General features: G+C 67.7%; 18 protein-coding genes. 5 read left to right on the plus strand and 13 right to left on the minus strand.

What is annotated here, in order from left to right:
• Window positions 1–103: 103 nt before the first annotated feature.
• On the plus strand, window positions 104–625 hold the full coding sequence (locus ACP696_RS09575; RefSeq protein WP_426010246.1) for an SRPBCC family protein: 522 nt from the start codon (window positions 104–106) through the stop codon (window positions 623–625).
• Window positions 626–743: 118 nt separating this feature from the next.
• Here the strand turns inward: ACP696_RS09575 and ACP696_RS09580 are convergent, their stop codons facing one another.
• The 4 genes from ACP696_RS09580 to ACP696_RS09595 all read right to left on the minus strand — a co-directional run bounded on the left by ACP696_RS09580 (window position 744) and on the right by ACP696_RS09595 (window position 7,835).
• Window positions 744–2,132 (minus strand): intermediate filament-like cell shape determinant CreS, encoded by a 1,389-nt coding sequence (locus ACP696_RS09580; protein ID WP_426010248.1) that lies wholly within the window; start codon window positions 2,130–2,132, stop codon window positions 744–746.
• A 242-nt stretch (window positions 2,133–2,374) separates the two neighbouring features.
• On the minus strand, window positions 2,375–3,979 hold the full coding sequence (ahpF, locus tag ACP696_RS09585) for an alkyl hydroperoxide reductase subunit F (RefSeq protein ID WP_426043736.1): 1,605 nt from the start codon (window positions 3,977–3,979) through the stop codon (window positions 2,375–2,377).
• Window positions 3,980–4,088: 109 nt separating this feature from the next.
• Window positions 4,089–4,652 (minus strand): alkyl hydroperoxide reductase subunit C, encoded by a 564-nt coding sequence (ahpC, locus tag ACP696_RS09590; protein WP_426010250.1) that lies wholly within the window; start codon window positions 4,650–4,652, stop codon window positions 4,089–4,091.
• A gap of 894 nt (window positions 4,653–5,546) precedes the next feature.
• Window positions 5,547–7,835 carry an NADP-dependent malic enzyme gene (locus ACP696_RS09595; protein WP_426010252.1) on the minus strand — a complete coding sequence of 763 codons (2,289 nt, stop codon included), beginning with the start codon at window positions 7,833–7,835 and terminating at the stop codon, window positions 5,547–5,549.
• 253 nt (window positions 7,836–8,088) lie between these two features.
• Here ACP696_RS09595 and dapB point away from each other — a divergent pair, with 253 nt between their 5' ends.
• Genes dapB through ACP696_RS09615 form a run of 4 tightly spaced genes read left to right on the plus strand, consistent with a single transcriptional unit; the run spans window position 8,089 to window position 12,813 of the window.
• Window positions 8,089–8,880 carry a 4-hydroxy-tetrahydrodipicolinate reductase gene (gene dapB / locus ACP696_RS09600; protein ID WP_426030748.1) on the plus strand — a complete coding sequence of 264 codons (792 nt, stop codon included), beginning with the start codon at window positions 8,089–8,091 and terminating at the stop codon, window positions 8,878–8,880.
• Between the two features lie 46 nt (window positions 8,881–8,926).
• Window positions 8,927–12,220 (plus strand): intermembrane phospholipid transport protein YdbH family protein, encoded by a 3,294-nt coding sequence (locus tag ACP696_RS09605; protein ID WP_426043737.1) that lies wholly within the window; start codon window positions 8,927–8,929, stop codon window positions 12,218–12,220.
• Window positions 12,221–12,251: 31 nt separating this feature from the next.
• Window positions 12,252–12,440 carry a YnbE family lipoprotein gene (locus tag ACP696_RS09610; protein ID WP_426010257.1) on the plus strand — a complete coding sequence of 63 codons (189 nt, stop codon included), beginning with the start codon at window positions 12,252–12,254 and terminating at the stop codon, window positions 12,438–12,440.
• A 13-nt stretch (window positions 12,441–12,453) separates the two neighbouring features.
• Window positions 12,454–12,813, plus strand: coding sequence for a YdbL family protein (locus ACP696_RS09615; protein ID WP_426030750.1), 360 nt, complete (start codon window positions 12,454–12,456; stop codon window positions 12,811–12,813).
• 53 nt (window positions 12,814–12,866) lie between these two features.
• On the opposite strand, the gene trmB is transcribed toward ACP696_RS09615, so the two are convergent.
• The 9 genes from trmB to ACP696_RS09660 all read right to left on the minus strand — a co-directional run bounded on the left by trmB (window position 12,867) and on the right by ACP696_RS09660 (window position 21,383).
• Window positions 12,867–13,547 carry a tRNA (guanosine(46)-N7)-methyltransferase TrmB gene (gene trmB / locus ACP696_RS09620; protein WP_426030751.1) on the minus strand — a complete coding sequence of 227 codons (681 nt, stop codon included), beginning with the start codon at window positions 13,545–13,547 and terminating at the stop codon, window positions 12,867–12,869.
• A 118-nt stretch (window positions 13,548–13,665) separates the two neighbouring features.
• A complete protein-coding gene (metK, locus tag ACP696_RS09625) occupies window positions 13,666–14,889 on the minus strand; it encodes a methionine adenosyltransferase (RefSeq protein WP_426010263.1) in 1,224 nt (407 codons plus the stop codon).
• A 126-nt stretch (window positions 14,890–15,015) separates the two neighbouring features.
• Window positions 15,016–15,450, minus strand: a complete 435-nt coding sequence (locus ACP696_RS09630; RefSeq protein WP_426010265.1) for a helix-turn-helix domain-containing protein — start codon at window positions 15,448–15,450, stop codon at window positions 15,016–15,018.
• A gap of 45 nt (window positions 15,451–15,495) precedes the next feature.
• The gene (gene lnt / locus ACP696_RS09635) at window positions 15,496–17,070 is read right to left on the minus strand and encodes an apolipoprotein N-acyltransferase (protein ID WP_426010267.1); all 1,575 of its coding nucleotides are present in this window, start codon (window positions 17,068–17,070) and stop codon (window positions 15,496–15,498) included.
• On the minus strand, window positions 17,067–18,002 hold the full coding sequence (locus ACP696_RS09640) for a hemolysin family protein (protein ID WP_426010269.1): 936 nt from the start codon (window positions 18,000–18,002) through the stop codon (window positions 17,067–17,069). The genes lnt and ACP696_RS09640 overlap by 4 nt, the downstream gene beginning before the upstream one ends.
• A 12-nt stretch (window positions 18,003–18,014) precedes the next feature.
• A complete protein-coding gene (gene ybeY / locus ACP696_RS09645; RefSeq protein ID WP_426011281.1) occupies window positions 18,015–18,479 on the minus strand; it encodes an rRNA maturation RNase YbeY in 465 nt (154 codons plus the stop codon).
• A gap of 17 nt (window positions 18,480–18,496) precedes the next feature.
• Window positions 18,497–19,441 (minus strand): PhoH family protein, encoded by a 945-nt coding sequence (locus ACP696_RS09650; RefSeq protein WP_426030753.1) that lies wholly within the window; start codon window positions 19,439–19,441, stop codon window positions 18,497–18,499.
• On the minus strand, window positions 19,438–20,790 hold the full coding sequence (miaB, locus tag ACP696_RS09655; protein WP_426043738.1) for a tRNA (N6-isopentenyl adenosine(37)-C2)-methylthiotransferase MiaB: 1,353 nt from the start codon (window positions 20,788–20,790) through the stop codon (window positions 19,438–19,440). Before miaB ends, ACP696_RS09650 begins: the two co-directional genes overlap by 4 nt.
• A 185-nt stretch (window positions 20,791–20,975) precedes the next feature.
• Complete coding sequence (locus ACP696_RS09660) at window positions 20,976–21,383, minus strand: Fur family transcriptional regulator (protein WP_426010273.1); 408 nt, start codon at window positions 21,381–21,383, stop codon at window positions 20,976–20,978.
• Between the last annotated feature and the right edge of the window lie 25 nt (window positions 21,384–21,408).

A 21,408-nucleotide genomic window follows, 5' to 3' on the forward strand; every position in this document is an offset into this window, starting at 1 on the left:
CCCGCTCGCCGCGACAGACCGCGAAGCGGTCAGGTGGGGGCAAGTGCTGACTTGACGCTTATGGGTGAGGCGTCAACCTCAGTCCAACATCAGGAACGCCCCCATGAAACACCTGCTCATCGCCGCGACCTTGGCGCTCACCGCCGCCAGCGCCCACGGCGAAGTCGTCGACGCCCAGCCCAACGGGTTCGAGGTCAAGCGCGAGGCGGTGATCAACGCGCCGGCCGACAAGGTCTATGCCGCCCTGACCCAGCCCTCGGCCTGGTGGAACAAGGATCATACCTGGTCGGGCTCATCGGCCAATCTGTCGATGGCGGCGATGTCGGGCGGCTGTTTCTGCGAGAAGCTGCCCAATGGCGGCTCGGTGGTGCACATGACCGTGGTTTATGCCCAGCCCGGCCAGGGCCTGCGGCTGTTCGGCGGCCTAGGTCCGTTGCAGATGAGCGGCGCCAGCGGTCACCTGAATTGGACCCTGTCCGAGCAAGACGGCAGGACCACCCTGACCCAGACCTATGACGTCGGCGGCTACATGAAGGGCGGCCTGGACAGGATCGCGCCGGTCGTCGATCGCGTGCTCAGCGACCAGTTCGACCGGCTCAAGGTCTATGTAGAGACGGAAAAATAAATCCTCCCCCTCCGGGGCAGGTGATCACGTAGCGACCGGAGGGGGAGTGGCAGGGCGTTCGCCGCCCAATCCCCCCACCGGCCTTCGGCCGCCTCCCCCACAGGGGGAGGGCTTAAAACTACCCCGCCGCCGCCAGGTCGTCGCTGGTGGCGCCGAGCAGAGCCATCTGCAGGCGCGAACGGTCGCGACGGGCCGATTCCAGAGCGCCTTCGGCCAGGGCGGCTTCCGAGCGGATGCGCTCGATCTCGGTCTGCATTTCGGCGACCTTGTCGTCGTGCTGGCGACGGATGTCGTCTTGGGCGGTCTGCATGACGTCGAAGCGGGTGCGCAACTGGGTCGCGCGTTCCTCGGCCCGCTTGAGCGCCTTTTCGTTGGCGACGACGGTCTTGGCCAGTTGGTCGGCGCGCTCGATGGCGGCGGCGCGGGCGGTGTCGACGCCGGCATGACGGCCGCGCAGGTCCTCGACCTCGTCCTCCAGATTGCGAACCCGTTCCAGGGCGCGCTCCAAGGCGACATTGAGATCGCCGGCCCGGCGCTCGACGGCCTGCTGCTGGGCGCTGCTTTCGTTCAGCTTGGCCGAGATCTGGCCGTTCATCTCTTCAAGCTTGTCGGCACGACCGGTGGCGGTCTCCAGGCGGGTCTGCAGGGCCGACACCTCGGTGCGGCCGGCCTCGACCTGGGCCTCAAGGCCACGGATCGTGCGGGCGCTGTCGGACTGGAAGGTGGTCAGGGCGTTGTCGGAGGCCAGCAGGCGCGCGCGCTCGGCGGCGACCTGGCCTTCCAGCTCGGTCTCGATGCGCGACAGGCGGGCCACGTCGGAACCGGCCTGTTCGAGGCGCTTCTTCAGCGTGCCAGACTCCTCGACCAGCAAGGCGGTCTGCTGGTTCGAGCGCGCCAGGGCCGATTCGGCCTCGCCGCGACGGGTGTCGATGTCCTGGGTCTGCAGGCGCAGGGTGTCGACGTCCTGGGCCAGGTGCTCGCCGCGCGCGGCGGCGTCTCGTAGGGCGGCTTCCAGCCCGCCGACCTTCAGGTCGGACTGCAGCAGGCCGTTGCGCAGCCGATCGATCTCGAGCGCCCCGTCTTCCAGGGCCACGTCGAGGGCCTGGCGTCGTGCGTCAGACTCGACCAGGCCGGCGTCGGAGGCGGCCAGCTTGGCGGAGAGCTCGCGCTCCTCGGCCTGGACGGCGGCCAGTTGACGGGCGGCGGTGTCGAAGGCGGCGCGCAGCGAGATCAGCTCGGCGTGCTCGCTACGGCGGGCTTCAAACTCCTCGGCGACCGGGCCGCGAATTTCAGAGAGCAGGGGCTCGATGGCCCGCAGGTGCTCGACCACGCGGCTGATGCTGTCGAGGCCGCCATGGATGGTTTCGTAGCGGACGCCGATCGCCTGGGTGGCCTCGATCAGACGGTCGGACGTCTCCGTGGACTCAGGACGGTCGTTCTCGGTCGCCAGCATCACCGGCTTGACGCCGCTCTTGGTGTTGCGATCGTTCTTCGACAGCAGCCGCATCTTGCCCACCTTTTAACGACCCGCGTAACGACGCCCATCGCGTCGAATCGGCCCGTCGGCCGCGCAGAATCATTTGCTCATTCGTTAACAAGATGCCCGGGGCCAAGATTGATGTCGAGGCGTAGATCGCGTGTCCGGCGAGAGGCGCATTGCCGCAGCGCCAAACCGACGAAAGCCGCCGCGTCGGCCTTGAACGGCGAACGCGGCGGCTTCCAGAACCGTGACGATGAGGGCGTTTCGCCCTAGGCGGCGGCCGACTGCGCCGGGACGGCCGGTTCCAGACGGATCAGGTAGTCGAAGGCCGACAGGGCCGACTTGCTGCCCTCGCCCATGGCGATGACGATCTGCTTGTAGGGCGTGGTCGTCGCGTCGCCGGCGGCGAACACCCCGGGCAACGAGGTCTCGCCGCGATAGTCCACCTCGATCTCGCCCCGATTGCTCAGCGCCACGCCGCTGTCCTTCAGCCACTCGGTGTTGGGCACCAGGCCGATCTGCACGAATACGCCTTCCAGGTCGACGCGATGGGCGCTGTCGTGGTTGCGGTCCTTGTAGGTCAGGCCGCTGACGCGGGTCCCGTCGCCGTGAATCTCGGTGGTCATGGCCGAGGTGACGATCTTGACATTGGGCAGGCTGGCCAGCTTTCGCTGCAGGACGGCGTCGGCCCGCAGCTGGCTGTCGAACTCGATCAGGGTCACGTGGGCGACGATGCCGGCCAGGTCGATGGCCGCCTCGACGCCGCTGTTGCCGCCGCCGATCACCGCCACGCGCTTGCCCTTGAACAACGGGCCGTCGCAGTGCGGGCAATAGGCCACGCCCTTGTTCTTGTACTCGGCCTCTCCGGGCACGTTGACATTGCGCCAGCGGGCGCCGGTGGCCAGGATCACGCTGCGCGAGGTCAGGCTGGCCCCGTTCTCCAGCCTGATCTCGATCAGGCCGCCCGGAGTTTGAGCCGGCACGAGGCCGACTGCCTTCTGCAGGTTCATGATGTCGGCGTCGTAGTCCTTGACGTGCTGCTCCAGGCCCGCGACCAGGCGGGGGCCTTCGGTGTGCGACACCGAGATGAAGTTCTCGATGGCCATGGTGTCGAGCACCTGGCCGCCGAAGCGTTCGGCCGCCACGCCCACCCGGATGCCCTTGCGGGCCGCATAGATTGCCGCCGCCGCGCCGGCCGGACCGCCGCCGACGATCAGCACCTCGAAGGCGTCCTTGGCCTTGATCTTCTCGGCCTCGCGGGCCACGGCGCCCGTGTCCAGCTTGGCCACGATCTGCTCCAGGCTCATCCGGCCCTGGCCGAACGGCTGGCCGTTCAGCAACACCGTCGGTACGGCCATGACCTGGCGCGCTTCGACTTCTTGCTGGAAGAGCGCTCCGTCGATGGCGACATGGGTAATGTTGGGGTTCAGGGCGGCCATGGTGTTCAGCGCCTGGACCACGTCCGGGCAGTTCTGGCAGCTCTGCGAGAAATAGGTCTCGAAGCGGAACGGGCCTTCCAGGGCGCGGACCTGGTCCAGCACCTCGGCGTCGAACTTCGGCGGGTGACCGCCGACGTGCAGCAAAGCGAGCACCAGCGAGGTGAACTCGTGGCCCAGGGGCAGGCCCGCGAAGCGGACGCCAACCTTGTCTTGGGGGGAATCCTTGGCGTCGCGCTCGATGGCGAAGGACGGCTTGCGAGCGTCGTCGCCGGCCAGATTCAGGCTGACCTTGTCGGAGGCCGCGGCCACGTCCTCGAGCAGGGCCAGCATGTCCTTGGAGCCCTGGCCCTCGCCCAGCGAGGCGACCAGCTCGATCTGCTGGCGCAGATTGCCCAGATAGGCCTTCAGTTGGTCCTTGAGACCGGCGTCCAACATGACGTGCTCCAATGCGTGGCGTCGCCTCGGGGGAGGATGCGGCGCGAATTTCAACGAGGGTGCGTCACCCCGTTCGCGGGCTGGCGAAAGGGGTGACGCGATCGCGAACCTAGATCTTGCCGACCAGGTCCAGCGAAGGCTTCAGGGTGGCTTCGCCCTCTTCCCACTTGGCGGGGCAAACTTCGCCCGGGTGGGCGGCGACATACTGGGCGGCCTTGACCTTGCGCAGCAGTTCGAGGGCGTCGCGGCCGATGCCGCCAGCGGTGATCTCGACGATCTGGATCTTGCCGTCCGGATCGACGACGAAGGTGCCGCGATCGGCCAGGCCGACCTCCTCGATCATCACGTCGAAGTTGCGGGTGATCGTGCCGGTCGGGTCGCCGACCATGGTGTATTCGATCTTGCCCACGGCTTCCGAGGTGTCATGCCAGGCCTTGTGGGCGAAGTGGGTGTCGGTCGAGACTGAATAGATCTCCACGCCCAGCTTCTGGAACTCGGCGTAGTTGTCGGCCAGGTCCTCGAGTTCGGTCGGGCAGACGAAGGTGAAATCGGCGGGATAGAAGAACACGACCGACCACTTGCCCTTCAAGTCGGCGTCGCTGACGGTGATGAACTTGCCGTCCTTCAGGGCTTCGGCGGTGAAGGGTTTGATGGCCGTGTTGATCAAGGACATGGAGTGCTCCTGCAGGAAATTGCGAGGCCACCAATACAGGGGAGGGTGCGATAGGGCCAATCGATTAATTCATCATTGAAGATAGACATAATCTATTCGCTTCGGCGGCCGGTGCGCGACTTTGGACGCCGCTTCGCCCTCACGCGCCCGGAGGCTGCGATGGGATGGGAGGGATGCGAAGCGCCCGGGCTCCGCCCGGAGGTTTTGCGTTTTATGTACCGTTTCGACGAAGACGAGCGCCTCGCGTGGCCTTCAGACGGGAGCCATCAGAGCGCGGGGTCTTAACCCGCTTCCGAAGTGGGCCCCCGGCGGGCGGAAGGGCGGCTAACCCTTCCGGACCGTGCGGGCGATTTCAGCCCGCACCTGCCAGCCTGTCCGCCTACCCCGAGCGCCGGAGTTTCGTCACCACGGGGGTGAACCTGCTCCGAACCGACCTGGGGCGTCTTCCGAAGAAGACACGGCGGACAAGCCTTCCCGCTCGACCACCCCCAAGAGCCGCCTCGGTCGCCGTACGTGCGCCCTTCCCGTGCTCTTGGGTAGGACCAGTATGGCGGTGATCTGGAGGGAGAGGATCAATTAGATCGAAAAGTTTTAGTGCCTTGAAAACGCTAGAGTTTACTGGCTATTCGCAGGGCATGGAGGCTAGCTCCTTCAACTTTCTCCCAGAGAGCAGAGGCTAATTAGGACGCCCCAACGGCATGGAAGCCCACCCCTTCGCCCCGCCGGCCGGCCCGCCGGCCGCCCCAGCGGCGGGCCCGATAGCTTAGGAAAACTTCGGCAACTGGTCATATGCGGCTAGGGGAAAATCCCGATCCAAGAGCCCAAGACGCTCCCAATCGGCGGCTCCTATGCAAGGACTGTGACCAAGTTCAGAAAACTGAACCGGTGGCGCTCCTAACCCTCCCCGCCCCCATCCCCCGGCGCCTCATAGGCCGCCATCATCGCCATATTCAAAATCTTCGACACCGACGCCGACAACGGCGCGATCTGCACCGGCTTGCTCAACCCCAACAGCACCGGCCCGATCACGGTCGCCCCGCCCAGGCTCTGCACCAGCTTCGTCGAGATCGAGGCCGCGTGGATGGCCGGCATGATCAGGATGTTGGCGCTGTCGGTCAGGCGCATGAACGGGTAGTTCGCGCGCCGCTCGGGGTCGAGCGCCAGTTCGGGCGGCATTTCGCCCTCATATTCGAAGTCGATGTCCATCTCGTCGAGCATGGCCACGGCCTCGCGCACCTTTTCCGAGCGCTCGCCCATCGGGTTGCCGAAGGTGGAATAGCTCATGAAGGCCACGCGCGGCTTGAAGCCCAGGCGGGCGACGGCGCGGGCGGCTTCCAGGGCGATCTCGACCAGTTCGTCGGCCTCGGGCAACTCGGTGACATTGGTGTCGGCCACGAAGACCGTGCGGCCCTTGGCCAGCACCACCGACATGCCCATGATCCGGCCGCCGGGGGCCGGGTCGACGACGCGCAGGATGTCTTCCAGGGCCTGGTCGAAGCTGCGGGTGACGCCGGTGACCATGCCGTCGGCCTCGCCCAGCACCACCATCGAGGCGGCGAAGCTGTTGCGGTCCTGGTTGATCAACCGCTGGACGTCGCGCTTGAGGTAGCCCTGGCGCTGCAGGCGCTTGTAGAGAGCGTCCACATAGTCCGGATTGCGGTCGCTGAGCCGGGCGTTGATGATCTCGAGGCCGGCGGTGGCCGGGTCCAGGCCGACGACCCGCATATTGTCCTCGACCAGGTTCTCGCGGCCGCAGAGTATGGCCTTGCCGAAGCCGCCGGTCTGGTAGGCATAGGCGGCGCGGATCACCGACGGGTCCTCGCCTTCCGCGAAAACGATCGTCTTCGGGTTCGACAAAACGGCGCCGCTGATTTTCTGCAGGAAGCCGGCGGTGGGGTCCAGGCGCTGGGCCAGGCCCGCGCGATAGGCGTCCATGTCCTCGATCGGCTTGCGGGCCACGCCGGTGTCCATGGCCGCCTGGGCGACGAAGGGCGGCACGTACCAGATCAGCCGCGGGTCGAAGGCCGAGGGGATGATATATTGCGGTCCGAACTTCAGCTGGCGGCCGTGATAGGCGGCGGCGACCTCGTCGGGCACGTCCTCGCGGGCCAGCATGGCCAGAGCGTTGGCGCAGGCGATCTTCATCTCGTGATTGACGCGACGGGCCCGCACGTCCAAGGCGCCGCGGAAGATGTAGGGGAAGCCCAGGACGTTATTGACCTGGTTGGGATAGTCGCTGCGGCCGGTGCCCATGATGGCGTCCTTGCGCACGGCGTGGACCTCCTCTGGGGTGATCTCCGGATCGGGGTTGGCCATGGCGAAGATCACCGGATTGGGGGCCATGCTGGCGATCATCTCCGGCGTGAACGCGCCCTTGGCCGAGAGACCCAGCAGCACGTCCGCGCCAACCACGGCCTCGGCCAGGGTGCGCAGCGGAGTGTCGACCGCGTGGGCGCTCTTCCATTGGTTCATGCCGTCGGTGCGGCCGCGATAGAGCACGCCCTTGCTGTCGACGGCGATGACGTTTTCGGGCCGCACGCCCATGGCCTTGATCAGCTCCATCGAGGCGATGCCGGCCGCGCCGGGGCCGTTGAGCACCACCTTGATGTCGGCCAGGTTCTTGCCGGTGATGTGGCAGGCGTTGATCAGGCCGGCGGCGCAGATGATCGCCGTGCCGTGCTGGTCGTCGTGGAACACCGGGATGTCGAGCAGCTCCTGCAGCTCGGTCTCGATGCGGAAACATTCGGGGCTCTTGATGTCCTCCAGATTGATGCCGCCGAAGGTGACGCCGATGTTCTTGACCACCGTGATGATCTCGTCGGCGTCCTTGCTGGTGATCTCGATGTCGATGGAGTCGACGTCGCCGAACCGCTTGAAGAGCACGCTCTTGCCCTCCATCACCGGCTTGGAGGCCAGGGCGCCCAGGTCGCCGAGGCCCAGGATCGCGGTGCCGTTGCTGATTACCGCCACCAGGTTGCCCTTGGAGGTATATTCGTAGGCGAGGTCGGGATCCTTGGCGATCGCCAGCACCGGCACGGCGACGCCGGGCGAATAGGCCAGGCTGAGGTCGCGCTGGGTGGCCATGGGCTTGGTGGCGACGACGCCGATCTTGCCGGGGGTCGGATAGCGGTGGAAGTTCAGCGCTTCTTCGTCGGTGAAGGTCTTCTTCTCGCTGTCGCTCATGTTTCCCGGTCCCGCTGCGCACGTGCTGGAGACGCGTCGAACGATGCGACGCGGCCTTATTTGGCGTCACCGTAACGAGGGGGCCGGCGGGTCACAACCTTTGCGGCGTGGAGTTTTTCGACGCAAACGCTTGTTCCGCTTGGCATTGCGCCCTGGAGGCCCGTTGTCCAACGTTGTCATTTCGCCGCGCGCGCCCTTGACCTGGGGGGTCGGGTCGGGAGACTACCCCGCGCGTCATCGCCTGGAGATCGCCTTGAGCCAGAACGACTTAGCCGCCCCGCGTGGTAGCGTTAACATCGCCCTGGCCGGCGCCTCGGGGCGCATGGGCCTCGCCGTGGCGCGGACGCTCGTCGGCCGAAGCGAGGCGGTGGTGGCGGCGCGGTTCGATCGTCCGGGCGCGCAAGGCGAGGGCCTGGTCGAGCGCGACGTGGCCCTGGCGGCGGCCGAGGTGGTCATCGACTTCACCGTTCCCGAGGCCTCCACGGCCCTGGCCGAGGCCTGCGCGGCGAACGGCGGACCGGCGCTGGTCATCGGCTCAACGGGCTTCAGCGACGCTCAGAACGCCCGGATCGCGGCGGCGGCGGAGAGGATCGCCATCGTCAAGTCCGGTAACTATTCGCTGGGCGTCAACATGCTGCTGGGCCTGGTGAAGCAGGCCGCCGCCGCCTTGCCGGCGTCCGACTGGGACATCGAGGTCTTCGAGGCCCACCACAGGCGCAAGATCGACGCGCCGTCCGGCACCGCCCTGATGCTGGGCCAGGCGGCGGCTGACGGGCGCGGCGTGGACCTTGGCCAGGTTTCCGACCGGGCGCGTGACGGGGTGACCGGCCCGCGCGTCGAGGGCGCCATCGGCTTTTCCGTGGTGCGCGGCGGCGGGATCATCGGCGAGCACAGCGTGATCTTCGCCGGCGAGGAGGAGGTGTTGACCCTCTCGCACTCGGCCACCGACCGAGGGCTCTTTGCGCGTGGCGCGGTGGCGGCCGCCTTGTGGGTTCGAGGGCGCCCGCCGGGGCTGTATGACATGCAGGACGTGCTGGGATTTTGAAAACTAGGGCCTCACAATCGTCGCGGCTTGCGGCATGGTGACCCCGATGGCGCAACCCCCGTCCAATCCCCCTCTAGGCGACCCCAAGCCTGACGCCGCGCCGTCCCCCTCCGCCAGCCGCGCCCGGCGCGCGGTGATGGTCGACGCCGGTCTGGAAGTGATGTCGCTGGCGGCCCTGGCCTTCATCGCCATCGGATTCACCGCCTATGCCGGCCGCCGCGAGATCAGCCGCGAGCTGGCCCTGGCCTGGCTGGAGGACAAGGGCGTCGAGGCGGCGCTCGATCTCGAAGACCTGGACGCCACGGGCTTCGCCGGCACGATCCGCCTGGGTCCCAAGAGCGCGCCAGTGTTCTCGGCCGAGCGGATCGAGGTGGCCTATGACCTGCTGACGCCGTGGAGCGGCGGCAAGTTCGCGCTCAACACCCGGGCCATCCGCCTGGTTCGGCCGCGCCTCAACGCCCGGATCGACGCGAACGGTCTGAATTTCGGGGTGTTGCAGCCCATGGTCGACGAGGCCCTGAAGGCGCCGGCCTCGACCGCTCCCGGTCCAGCTATCCTGGTCGAGGACGCGCGGGTCAGCCTCTCGACGCCCGGCGGCCCGGCAAGGCTGACCGGCGACGCCAGCCTGGACGACGGCAAGCTGCTGCGCTTCGACGGTCGCCTGGCCCCGCTGCACTACGCCACGTCTGACCTGTCGTTCGACACGGCCGGCCTGCTGGTCAAGGCCCGCAAGCGCGGCGACCGCCTGACCCTCGACATCGACCTGGACATCCGCGCCCTCAGCGCCGGCGCGCTGGACCTGACCGAGGCGCAGGGGTCCCTCCAGGCCGATCTGGCCTATCCCGACCTCAAGACCCTGTCGATGGCCGGGCCGGCGGATCTGCGGCTGGCCTTGAAGGCGCGGGCGGTGGACGTCCAGTCGGCGGCGGCCGGCGATGTCGAGGCCAATCTGGCGGTGGCCGGCGTGCTCAGCGGCGGCTTCAAGCGCGGCGGCTTCACCGGCCACTCGACCTTGCACGCGCGGGGCGAGCGCCTGGCGGCCCAGAACCTCGACGCCCGCGAGGTGGTTGGCGACCTGTCGCTGTCCAACCTGGCCCTGACCTATGATCCAGGCGGCGCGCGAGGCTCGGCCAAGACGCGCCTGGCGGCCACGGCCGAGAAGGCGATCGCCGGCGGCGCGGCCCTGTCGCGATCGTCGATCGAACTCAAGTCCGACAGCCTGACCCTCGTCTCCGACGCCGATCGCCAGTCGCTGAGCGGACCGGTTGGCGTCAATCTGGGCGGGGGCCGCGTCGCCGTGAGCGGGGTGGTGCTGTCCAGCCTGGCCGCCGACGGCCAGGGCCGGTTCTCGGCCGGGACCGACGGTGTCAGCCTGGCGCTGGTCGGTCAGGCTGGCGCGGACGGCGCGGTCTCCGGCCCCGACGCCCAGCGGCTAACGGCGGCCTTGCCCAATCCCGACTATGTCACCGCCGCCTTCAAGGCCTTGTCCCGCTTCGAGGTCGCGGCCCCGGCCCTCAAGCTGACGATGAAGGACGGCCTGACCAGCCTCTACCTGCCACGGCCAGTCGCGGTGACCAGCGCCGGCGGCGGGCGGGCGACCTTGGCCGCGTCCGGCGGACCCCTGGTCGCGGCGGCGGGCGGCGTGGCGTCGGGCCGCCTGAGCCTGGCCTTAAGCGGCGGCGGCCTGCCCGAGGTCAGCCTCAAGGTCCCGAACTGGCGGTTCGGCCCCGACGGCATGGCCAGCGACCTGATCCTGGCCGGGACCTTCGACACGCCGCCACTGAGGGGCCTGTCGGGAACCCTGGCCGGCCAGGCCCGGCTGGTCGGCGACGACTTCAGCCTGCGCCTGGGGCGCTGCACACCCCTGACCGCCAGGACGGTGGAGATGGGCGAGCCGCCGATCACCGCCCTCAAGCTCGACCTTTGCCCCACGGCCCGGCCGCTGATCCAGTCGGCGGGCGGCGCCTGGCATGCCTCGGCGCGGGTCGAGCATGGCCAGGCCCTGGTCACCGTCGCCCAGGCGCGGGTTGAGGAGGTGGCCGCGACCTTCGAAGGCGGCGGTCACGGCGGTTTCGACGAGGCCCAGGTGCGGATCACGGCTGGCCGGATAGTCGAGGCCGCCGAGGCCAAGCGTTTCGAGACCCTCGCGGCGACGGGGGCGGTCAATCTGGCGCGCGGCCAGTGGCTGGGCGGTTTCGACGCCAAGACCCTGGACGGCCACCCCCTGGCCCGTATCGACCTTCGCCACGACGTGGCCAGCGGTCGCGGCGAGGCCCGGATCGACGCCTCTAACCTTGTGTTCGCCAAGGGCGGCCTGCAGCCCCTGGGCCTGACGCCCCTGGCTTCCGTGACCCGCGAAGCCGAAGGCCCGGTCGCCTTCACCGGCCGCTTCGCGTGGGCGGGCGACGTGATGACCAGCCAGGGGCGGGTCTCGACCCCGGGCCTGAACTTCAAGAGCCCGCTGGGCCTGGCGACCTCCATGCGGGCCGACATCGCCTTCACCAGCCTGGCGCCGCTGATCAGCGCGCCCGACCAGACCCTGAAGATCGACCATGTCGACGCCATCGTGCCGCTAGAGGCGCTGGGCGCGGTCTTCACCCTGGGCGCCGAGGCCCTGCGCCTGCAATCGGCCCGTTTCGAAGCGGCCAAGGGCGCGATCTCGGTCGAGCCAATGGATGTGCCGCTGGACGGCAAGGGCACAATGAAGGGCGTCATCAACATCGCGCACCTGGACCTGGGTGAGCTGGTCGCCGGCTCGTCCCTGACCGACAAGGTCAAGATCGACGCCGTCGTTGACGGCCGGCTGCCGTTCGAGCTGGGACCGGCCGGCTTCAAGTTCCTGGACGGCAAGGTCTACGCCATCCAGCCGGGCCGGATCTCGATCGCCCGCGAGGCCCTGGGCGATATCTCGGCCAATACCAGCGGCGTGGATGCGAAGGATCCGTTGACGGCGGCCAAGCCCGCACCGATCAACGCCATCCAGGACTTCGCCTATCAGGCCATGGAAAACCTCCACTTCGAGACGCTGGAAGCGGGGGTCAACAGCACCAACACGGGTCAGCTGGGCATACTGTTTCACATCAAGGGCGAGCACGACCCCAAGGTCGCCGAAAAGGCCAAGATCGGCCTGCTGGAGCTGCTGCGGGGCACGGCCTTCCAGCGCCGGATCCCGCTGCCGGCCAAGACCCCGGTCGATCTGACGCTCGACACCTCTTTGAACTTTGACGAGCTTCTGGCGTCATGGAAGCGTACCTGGGAGCAAGCCCAGGCCCGGACTCCGACACCCCCGGTCCAAACCCCGGTCCAGGCGTCGCCCCGTTCAGACCCGGTTCACCCGTGAAGCCGCAGATTTCACCCGAATGGAGACACGCATGACCAAGCGCCTGATATCGGCCCTGATCGCGACGGGCGCCCTGGCGGCCTCTGTCGCGGCCTGCGCGCCGACGATCCACGTCAAGGTCGATCCGATCAACATCTACGCTAAGCTGGACGCCAATGTGCGTGTGCAACTGGACAAGGAAGTCCAGACCGCCATCCAGCAAAACCCCAACCTGTTCTAAGAAAGGCGCCGACATGATCCGCAAGACAATGACGGTTTTGGCTCTGGCCGCCTCGCTCGGCGCCGCCGTGGGCTTCGGGGCCCTCCCCGCCTTCGCCCAAACGGCCAAGGCCACCGTAGACGCCGGCAAGGCCGCCGGGACCGTGGGCGAACAGGCCGACGGTTTCCTTGCCGTGGTGTCGGGCGGCGACGCGGCTCAGCGCGCCGCTGTGGTCGAGATCAACACCGGCCGCGCCGCTGTCTACAAGGACACCGCCGCGAAGACGGGAGTCACCGCCGAAGCCGCCGGCCAGGCCACAGCCAAGCAGCTCTATGCCCGCCTGGCGCCGGGCCAGTACTGGAAGCCGTTGGATGGCGGCTGGACGAAGAAGTAGCAATCCTCCCCCTGTGGGGCCCGCAAGGGCCCGCAGGGGGAGGAAATAGCGCGTCAGACCCTTACGAAATCAAGGAACAGCGGCGGGCAGTCGCCCAGCTTTTTTTCCTCGTACCGCGTGGTGACGTGGTCGACGGGCGGGGCGTTGCGGTCGGCTGAAACGTCGGCGTAGCGGAAGGCCGGGTCGGCCAGCACCCGCTCGACCGTCCACTCGGCATAGTCGGCCCAGTCGGTGGCGAAGCGGAAGGCCGCGCCCGGCTTCAGCACCCGCGCCAGTTCCGCCACCACCGCCGGCTGGATCAGCCGGCGCTTGTTGTGCCGCGCCTTGTGCCAGGGGTCGGGGAACAGCACGAACAGCCGGTCCAGGCTGGCGTCGGGCAACCAGGACAGCACGTCGCGGGCGTCGCCCTCGTGGATGCGGACATTGCTCAGCCCCTGCTCCTCGACATGCCGCACCGCGCTGGCCACGCCGTTGACGAAGGGCTCGGCGCCGATCACCAGCACGTCGGGGCGGCGGCCGGCCTGGGCGGCCATGTGCTCGCCGCCGCCAAAACCGATCTCCAGCCAGACTTGCGTGACCTCCGGCATCAGGTCGCGGGGCAGGAACGGCGCGGTCGGGATGGTCAGGGTCGGCAGCAGGGTGTCGAGCAGGGCCTGCTGGCGCGGCTTCACCGGTCGCGACTTGAGGCGGCCGAACGAGCGCAGCGGCCCGTGGGGCTGGATGGGGTTGGTCATGGGCGGGGTCTTAGCCGAAATGAGCGCGCAAATGAAACGGGCCCCGATCGGATGATCGGGGCCCGCTGATACGGTTGGGGACAGACGCATGCGCCTGTCCCCACGTTGGGTCGAAGCCTTAAGCCAGGCCCTTCAGTTCCGACACCAGGTCGGTCTTCTCCCAGGAGAAGCCGCCTTCGTTGTCCGGCGTGCGGCCGAAATGGCCGTAGGCGGCGGTGCGGGCGTAGATCGGCTTGTTCAACTGCAGGTGCTCGCGGATCGAGCGCGGGGTCGCGCCCCCGATCAGTTGCGGCAGCAGCTTTTCCAGAACCTCGGGATCAACCTTGCCCGTGCCGTGCAGATCGACGTGGAACGAGACGGGCTGGGCCACGCCGATCGCGTAGGCGATCTGGATGGTGCAGCGCTCGGCGAGGCCGGCCGCGACCACATTCTTGGCCAGGTAGCGGCAGGCATAGGCGGCCGAGCGGTCGACCTTGGTCGGATCCTTGCCCGAAAAGGCGCCGCCGCCGTGCGGGGCCGCGCCGCCGTAGGTGTCGACGATGATCTTGCGGCCGGTGACGCCGGCGTCGCCGTCGGGCCCGCCGATCTCGAAGCGGCCGGTCGGGTTGACCAGCCACTGGGTCTTCTTGGTAATCAGGCCGTCCGGGAAGATCGGCAGAATGTGCGGCTTGATCAGGTCGAGCACGCGCTTGGACGTGGCGGCCTTGCCGTCGATCTTCTTCTTGTGCTGGTGCGACACGACGATCGAGACGACGCGGACCGGTTTGCCGGTGGCGTCATATTCCAGGGTGATCTGGCTCTTGGCGTCCGGCTCGAGCTCCGACAGCTCGCCGGAATGGCGCAGCTGGGCCAGGCGGCTGAGGATGTTGTGGCTGTATTGCAGGGTGGCCGGCATCAGCTCCGGCGTCTCTGTGCTGGCATAGCCGAACATGATGCCCTGGTCGCCGGCGCCTTCGTCCTTCTTGTCTGAAGCGTCCACGCCTTGGGCGATGTGGGCCGACTGACCGTGCAGATAGTTGGCGAATTTCGCCTTCTGCCAGTGAAAGCCCTTTTGCTCGTAGCCGATGTCCTTGACCGCAGCGCGGACCTTGGACTCCAGCGAACCCAGGATATCCTTGGTCAGGGCCTTGTTGGCGGACTTGTCGCCGCCCGGCTTGCCGGCCCGGACTTCGCCAGCCAGCACGATGCGGTTGGTGGTGACCAGAGTCTCGCAGGCGACGCGCGCCTCGGGATCGGCGGTCAGGAAGGCGTCGACGACAGTGTCGCTGATCCGATCGGCGACCTTGTCCGGATGGCCTTCGGAAACGCTTTCACTGGTGAAGATGTAGGAAGAACGGCTCAAGGGTCAGCTCCGGACATGACGCCGCCCGCGCGGACGGTCTGTCCGGCGGACTGAGCCAGGAACATATAAAGATATGTTTATGTCCGCAAGCGGCCGCGAGAGGTTTCGCGCGGAACAGCGCGCCGATCAGGCTCCGGCGTCTTCCTCGACCGGATCCTCGGCCATCGAACGCACGAGGTCCAAGATGCGCCGACGAACCCGGGACTTGCTAATCCGCGGGAACAGCGCGGCCAGTTCCAGGCCTTCGGGGGTCATCAGGAAATCGTGCACGAACTGCTCAGAGCCGTTTTCCTGGAAACCTTCCACGTCGGTCGGATCGGCCAGGCCCTCGAAGAAGTACGACACCGACGACTGCAGGCTCTTGGCGATCTCGTACAGCTTGCTGGCGCTGACGCGGTTGGCGCCACGCTCGTATTTCTGGACCTGCTGGAAGGTCAGGCCCAGGTCGTCGGCCAGACGCTCCTGGCTTACGCCGAGGATCTTGCGGCGCATGCGGATGCGAGCGCCGACGTGCAGGTCGACCGGATTGGGGAGGCGTTCTTGATCAGGAGTCGTGTTCATGCCGTCGTCAATCACTGAAGTTACGGTTTGATAACCCTGTCTGTTTCAGTTCGGCGACTTTTCCAAGCCCAGACCTGCTCTCAGGGGAACAACGTTCACCAACGAAAGCAAAAGTAGCAAAGCGAAGGACCAGTGCCCGAACTTTGAGAACGGGGTCGAGCGAAGTTTTTCCGGCAAAAGGCCGTCGATAACGCCGGTTTCTCCCAGGTTGAGGCGTTGGCCGACCACGCGGCCGCGCGCATCGATCAACGCAGATACGCCCGTCGGGGTGGCGCGGATGATGGGAACGCCGGTTTCTATGGCGCGATAGCTCGCCAGGTTTAAATGCTGACGGGGGCCAGAGGTTACGCCGAACCAGGCGTCGTTCGACACATTGACGATGGCGCGGACGCCGGGAGCCGGCTTGGCCAGGAGCGGGAACAGGCTTTCGTAGCAGATCAGCGGTTGGATCAGCAGGTCGGGCGCGATCCGCAAGGGCGCCGGCCGAGGGCCGGTGGCGAAGCCGTCGCCCAGATGGGCCATGCTCTTGACGCCCAGCCGGGTCATCAGAGCATCGGCCGGCAGGTACTCGCCGAACGGCACCAGGCGGTGCTTGTCGTAGATCCCGACCACCACGACGTCGCTGGCCTCACGGCGCAGGGCGACCAGGCTGTTGAAGTAGACGGGCTTGTCTGGCGGTCCGTCATAGCGATAGCCGCCGATCAACAGGAGCTGGCCCGGCTTCAGCGCATCGACGATGGCCTGCCGCACCCAGCTCCCAGGCGCCATGTAGTCGTTGATGGCGGCCGGCAGAGCCCCCTCGGGCCAGACCACGATGTCGGCGGGCCTGCCGCCATAGGGCTTGGCGGTTAGCGCGACATAGGCCTGAACGATCTGGGCGAAGCGCCCGGCGTCCCACTTGGCCTCCTGCTCAATGTCGGCCTGGACGATGCGGACGCTGGGGTGGGCCGTCGGTATCAGCGTGGCCGAAATGGCTGCCAGGCCATAGAGCCAGAGCGCCGCCAGCACAGCGGCGGCGCTCCCGACGGCCAGGCGTCCGCGCCGACCCTCGCGCCACACCGCCGGGGCGGCGGCGATCGCCAGTGTGATCCAGGTCAAGCCGTAGGCGCCGACCACGGACGCGAACTGGGATAAGGCCGAACCCGCCTTCCAGGTCTCGCCCGGCAGGTTCCAGGGAAAGCCGGTCAGGATGTGGCCTCGAGTCCATTCCAGGGCCGCGAAGGCTCCGGCGAACACCAGCACCCGCCGCACGCCGGCCGGCGCCAGCCAGCGGTAGAGCACCGCCGCCAGACCCCAGAACAGGGCCATCCCAGCCGCCATCGCCGCCACGGCGAACGGCGCCATCCAGCCTTGGTTCGCGGCGTCGACCATGAAGGCCTCGGCGATCCACCAGGTGCCTAGGCCGAAATAACTCAGCCCCATCAACCAGCCGCGAAAAAAAGCCGCGCGCAACGGTCGAGGTCCCTCGATGGCGTCGAGCAGCCAGAGCAGAACGGCGTAGCCCAGGACCCCCGGCAAGACCCCGAACGGCGGATGGGCCAAGGCGGCGGCCAGGCCCGCGAGCAGGGCCAGGCCCCGCGCTCGCCACGGCGTCAGCCTCGGACAGGCCGGCAGGTTCACGAAGCGGCCACGCGGCCAGGTTCGGCCGCGGCGTTCCCGGCGGCCTGATCGAGACTTACCGCAGGGCGCACCCGCACGCGGCGCACCCGGCGCGGATCGGCTTCCACGACTTCCAGGTCGAAGCCGGCCGGATGGGCGATCACCTCACCGCGCTGGGGCACGCGGCCGGCCAGGGCGACGACAAGACCCGCGACGGTGTCGATGTCCTCTTCCATGTCCGGCGGGGCCAGGTCGCGGTCGAGGACGGCTTCCAAATCTTCCAGCGGCGCGCGGGCGTCGACCTCGAACAGGCCGCCCGGCCGGGCGACGATGCTGGAAACCTGGGCGTCGTCATGCTCGTCGTCGATCTCCCCGACCACCGCCTCGATCAAGTCTTCCATGGTCACCAAGCCGTCGGTGCCGCCGAACTCGTCGATGACCAGGGCCATGTGGATGCGGCTGGTGCGCATGCGCAGCAGCAGGTCGGCCGCCCGCATCGAGGCGGGCACATAGAGCGCTTCTCGGCGCAGCCGGTGCAGGACCTGGTCGCTGGGGGCCGGACGCTTGTCCTCGTTGGCGAGCAGGCGGAACACGTCCTTGACGTGGATCACGCCGACCGGGTCATCCAGCGTCTCGCGATAGATCGGCATCCGCGAGTGCTCGGCCTCGGTGAACTGGGCCACCACGGCGTCAAAGGGGGCAGAGACCTCGACGGCCACGATGTCGGCGCGCGGGGTCATGACGTCGGCGACCCGCAGGCTCTGAAAGGCCTCGGCCTGGTCGACCATGTCGACCTCGTGGACCAGGGCCGGGTCGGCCGGGCGCGAGACCTCGGCCAGGCCAGGCACGCCGCGCCCCGCCAGGTCCTTGCGCATCTTGCGGAAGAACGCCCGCACGCCCCGGCTCAAGCGAGCTGGACCGGCGGGCGTGGAACTCTGGTCGTCGCTGGGCATGCCCGGTCTTGGTTATCCCTGTGGAGACGGCGGCTCGGCATAGGGGTCCGGAACGTCCAATCCGGCGAGGATCTCGCGTTCGAACGCCTCCATGGCCTGGGCCTGGTCGTCGCTCTCGTGGTCATATCCTAAGAGATGAAGCACCCCGTGCGCCACCAGATGTTGCAAGTGGTGCGCAAGTGGCTTGCCTTGCTCGGCCGCTTCGCGCTGGCAGACCCCGAACGCCAGGGCGATGTCGCCGATCAGTCCTTCCGGATTGCCTTCCGTCGGCGCCGGGAAGGACAGGACGTTGGTCGGATAGTCCTTCTGGCGGAAGTCGCGGTTCAGCACCTGGACGCTGTCGTCGTCGGCCAGCAGGATGACGATGCCGTGGCCCTCAATGTCCTGATGGGCGTCGAGCACCGCCTGGGCGGCGCGCCAGACCAGGGCCTCGGCCTCGGGCTCGGCGGCGAGCCAGGCTTCGTCCTCGATCTCGATGTCGACCGTGAGGGTCATCAGCGCGGCGTACTCTGCAGGGCGTCGGCGTCGTAGGCCTTGACGATCCGCTCGACCAGCGGGTGGCGCACGACGTCGGCCGAAGTAAAGCGCGACACCGCCACGCCCTCGACGCCCTCGAGGATCGACACCGCATGGGCCAGGCCGGAATCGCGAGGGTTCAGCAGATCGACCTGGGTCGGGTCGCCGGTCACCACCATCCGCGCGTTCTCGCCCAGACGGGTCAGGACCATCTTCATCTGCAGGCGCGAGCAGTTCTGGGCCTCGTCGACGATGACGAACGCATGGGCCAGCGTGCGGCCGCGCATGAAGGCGATCGGGGCGACCTCGATCTCCAGCTTCTCGCGGCGGCGTCGCAGTTGCTCGGCGCCCATGATGTCGGTCAGGGCCTCCCAGACCGGGGCCATGTAGGGATCGACCTTCTCGTTCAGGTCGCCCGGAAGAAAGCCGAGCTTTTCGCCGGCCTCGACGGCGGGACGGGTGACGATCAGCCGGTCGACCTCGCCGCGCAGCAGCATGCCCGCGCCATGGGCGACCGCCAGGAAGGTCTTGCCGGTGCCGGCCGGGCCAAGGCCGAACGATAGCGGATGGCTGCCCATGGCTTCCATGTAGCGGGCCTGGGCCTTGGTCTTGGGCGCTACCGAGCCCTTGCGCACATTGCGGGGCGAGGCTTGACCGCCGGTGCTCTGGGCTTCGCCCACGGCGACGCGGATGTCGGCTTCGACGATGTCCTCGCCGGCGTCGGCCCGCTCCGAAACGTCGCGCAACGCCCGCTTGGCGCCCGTGCGGCCCTTGACGTCGCCGGTGAGGGTGATGCCGCCGCCCGGCGTCTCGATCAACACCTTGAAGGCGTCCTCGATCAGGGCGGCGTGACGCCCGCCGGGGCCGGAAACGGCGCGGACGGCGGTGTCGGACAGAGGCAGGAACTCAGGCGTACGGCTCAAGCGGACTCCAGCAGAGGTTGGCTCTCGAGCACGCCGCCCAGGCTCATCTTGGCCGACGACTCGATACGGACGGGGACGATCTGGCCCAGCAGGTTGTCAGGACCTAACGCATGGACCGACTGAAGATAGGGACTGCGGCCGATGATTTGACCGGGGTTGCGGCCTTTTTTCTCGAACAGCACCGGCATGGTCTTGCCGACCTGCACGGCGTTGAACGCTTTCTGCTGTTCGTCGAGCAGGATGTTAAGCCGCTCGAGCCGCTCGGCCTTGACCGCCTCGTCCACCTGGCCGGGCATGGCCGAGGCGGGCGTGCCGGGCCGGCGCGAATATTTGAACGAGAAGGCCGAGGCGAAGCCGACCTCGCGGATCAGCTCCAGGGTCTTGTCGAAATCGCCGTCGCGCTCGCCGGGGAAGCCGACGATGAAGTCGCCGCTCATGGCGATGTCGGGCCGGCCGGCGCGGATCTTCTCGATCAGCCGCACATAGCTCTCGGCCGTGTGGTCGCGGTTCATGGCCTTGAGGATCTTGTCCGATCCGGCCTGCACCGGCAGGTGCAGATAGGGCATCAGCTCCGGCAGTTCGGCATGGGCCTCGATCAGGTCGTCGCCCATGTCGCGCGGGTGGCTGGTGGTGTAGCGGATGCGATCCAGACCGGGAATCTTCGCCAGACGCCGCACTAGCTTGGCCAGGGTATAGCCGCCGCCGTCATAGGCGTTGACGTTCTGGCCCAGCAGCGTGACTTCGCGCACGCCTTGGTCGGCCAGGCGCTTGGCCTCGTCCTCGATCTGCCCGGGCGGCCGCGACCACTCGCCGCCGCGGGTATAGGGCACCACGCAGAATGTGCAGAACTTGTCGCAGCCCTCCTGCACGGTCAGGAAGGCGGTCACGCCATTGACCTGGCGCTCGGCCGGCAAGGCGTCGAACTTTTCGTCGGCGGCGAAGTCGGCGCTGAGGCGCTCGCCGGTCGCCCGGTGAACGCGGGCGATCAGCTCGGGCAGCTGATGATAGGCCTGGGGCCCGACCACAAGATCGACGGCCGGCTGTCGCCGCATGATCTCCTGGCCCTCGGCCTGGGCCACGCAGCCGGCCACGGCGATGGTCATGGTCCCGCCGGCCTCGGCCCGACGGGCCTTCATCTGCTTGATATAGCCGAGCTCCGAATAGACCTTCTCGGTGGCCTTCTCGCGGATATGGCAGGTGTTGAGCACCACCAGGTCGGCGCCCTCGGGCTCGCTGACAATCCCATAGCCCAGCGGCCGCAGGACATCGGCCATGCGCTCGCTGTCATAGACGTTCATCTGACAGCCGTAGGTCTTGATATAGAGGCGCTTTTGCGGGGTCTCGCTCATCGGGGCGTTATGAGCGCGAGGGGGCGCTGGCGCAAGGACGCGGGGGACACACCCAGAAAGTCCTCTCCCCGTGGGAGAGGTGTCGGCGAAGCCGACGGAGAGGGGAGTTTGCCAGAGTGGGCCTGCTCCCCCCCACCGGCCCATTCGGGCCGCCTCCCCCACAGGGGGGGACCTGAAAAACCCGATCACTCCTCCAGCGGGACCCCATAAAGCTCCAGCCGGTGGTCGATCAGCTTGTAGCCCAACCGCTGGGCGATAGCGTTCTGCAGGGCCTCGATCTCCTCGTCCACGAACTCGACGACCTTGCCGGTCTTCATGTCGATCAGGTGGTCGTGGTGGTGGTCGGGAGTCTCTTCATAGCGCGATCGACCGTCGCGGAAGTCGTGGCGCTCGATGATGCCGCTCTCCTCGAACAGCCGCACGGTGCGATAGACCGTGGCGATCGAGATGTGCGGGTCCACGGCGTGGGCGCGGCGGTGCAGTTCTTCGACGTCTGGATGATCAACAGCGCCCGACAACACGCGGGCAATGACCCGGCGCTGATCGGTCATGCGCATGCCCTTTTCGATGCAGAGCTTTTCGAGGCGGTCCAAGGCGGCGTCTCCGGAAAGATGAATC

This window comes from Caulobacter sp. DWR3-1-2 (genome assembly GCF_049896225.1).
GTDB lineage: Bacteria > Pseudomonadota > Alphaproteobacteria > Caulobacterales > Caulobacteraceae > Caulobacter.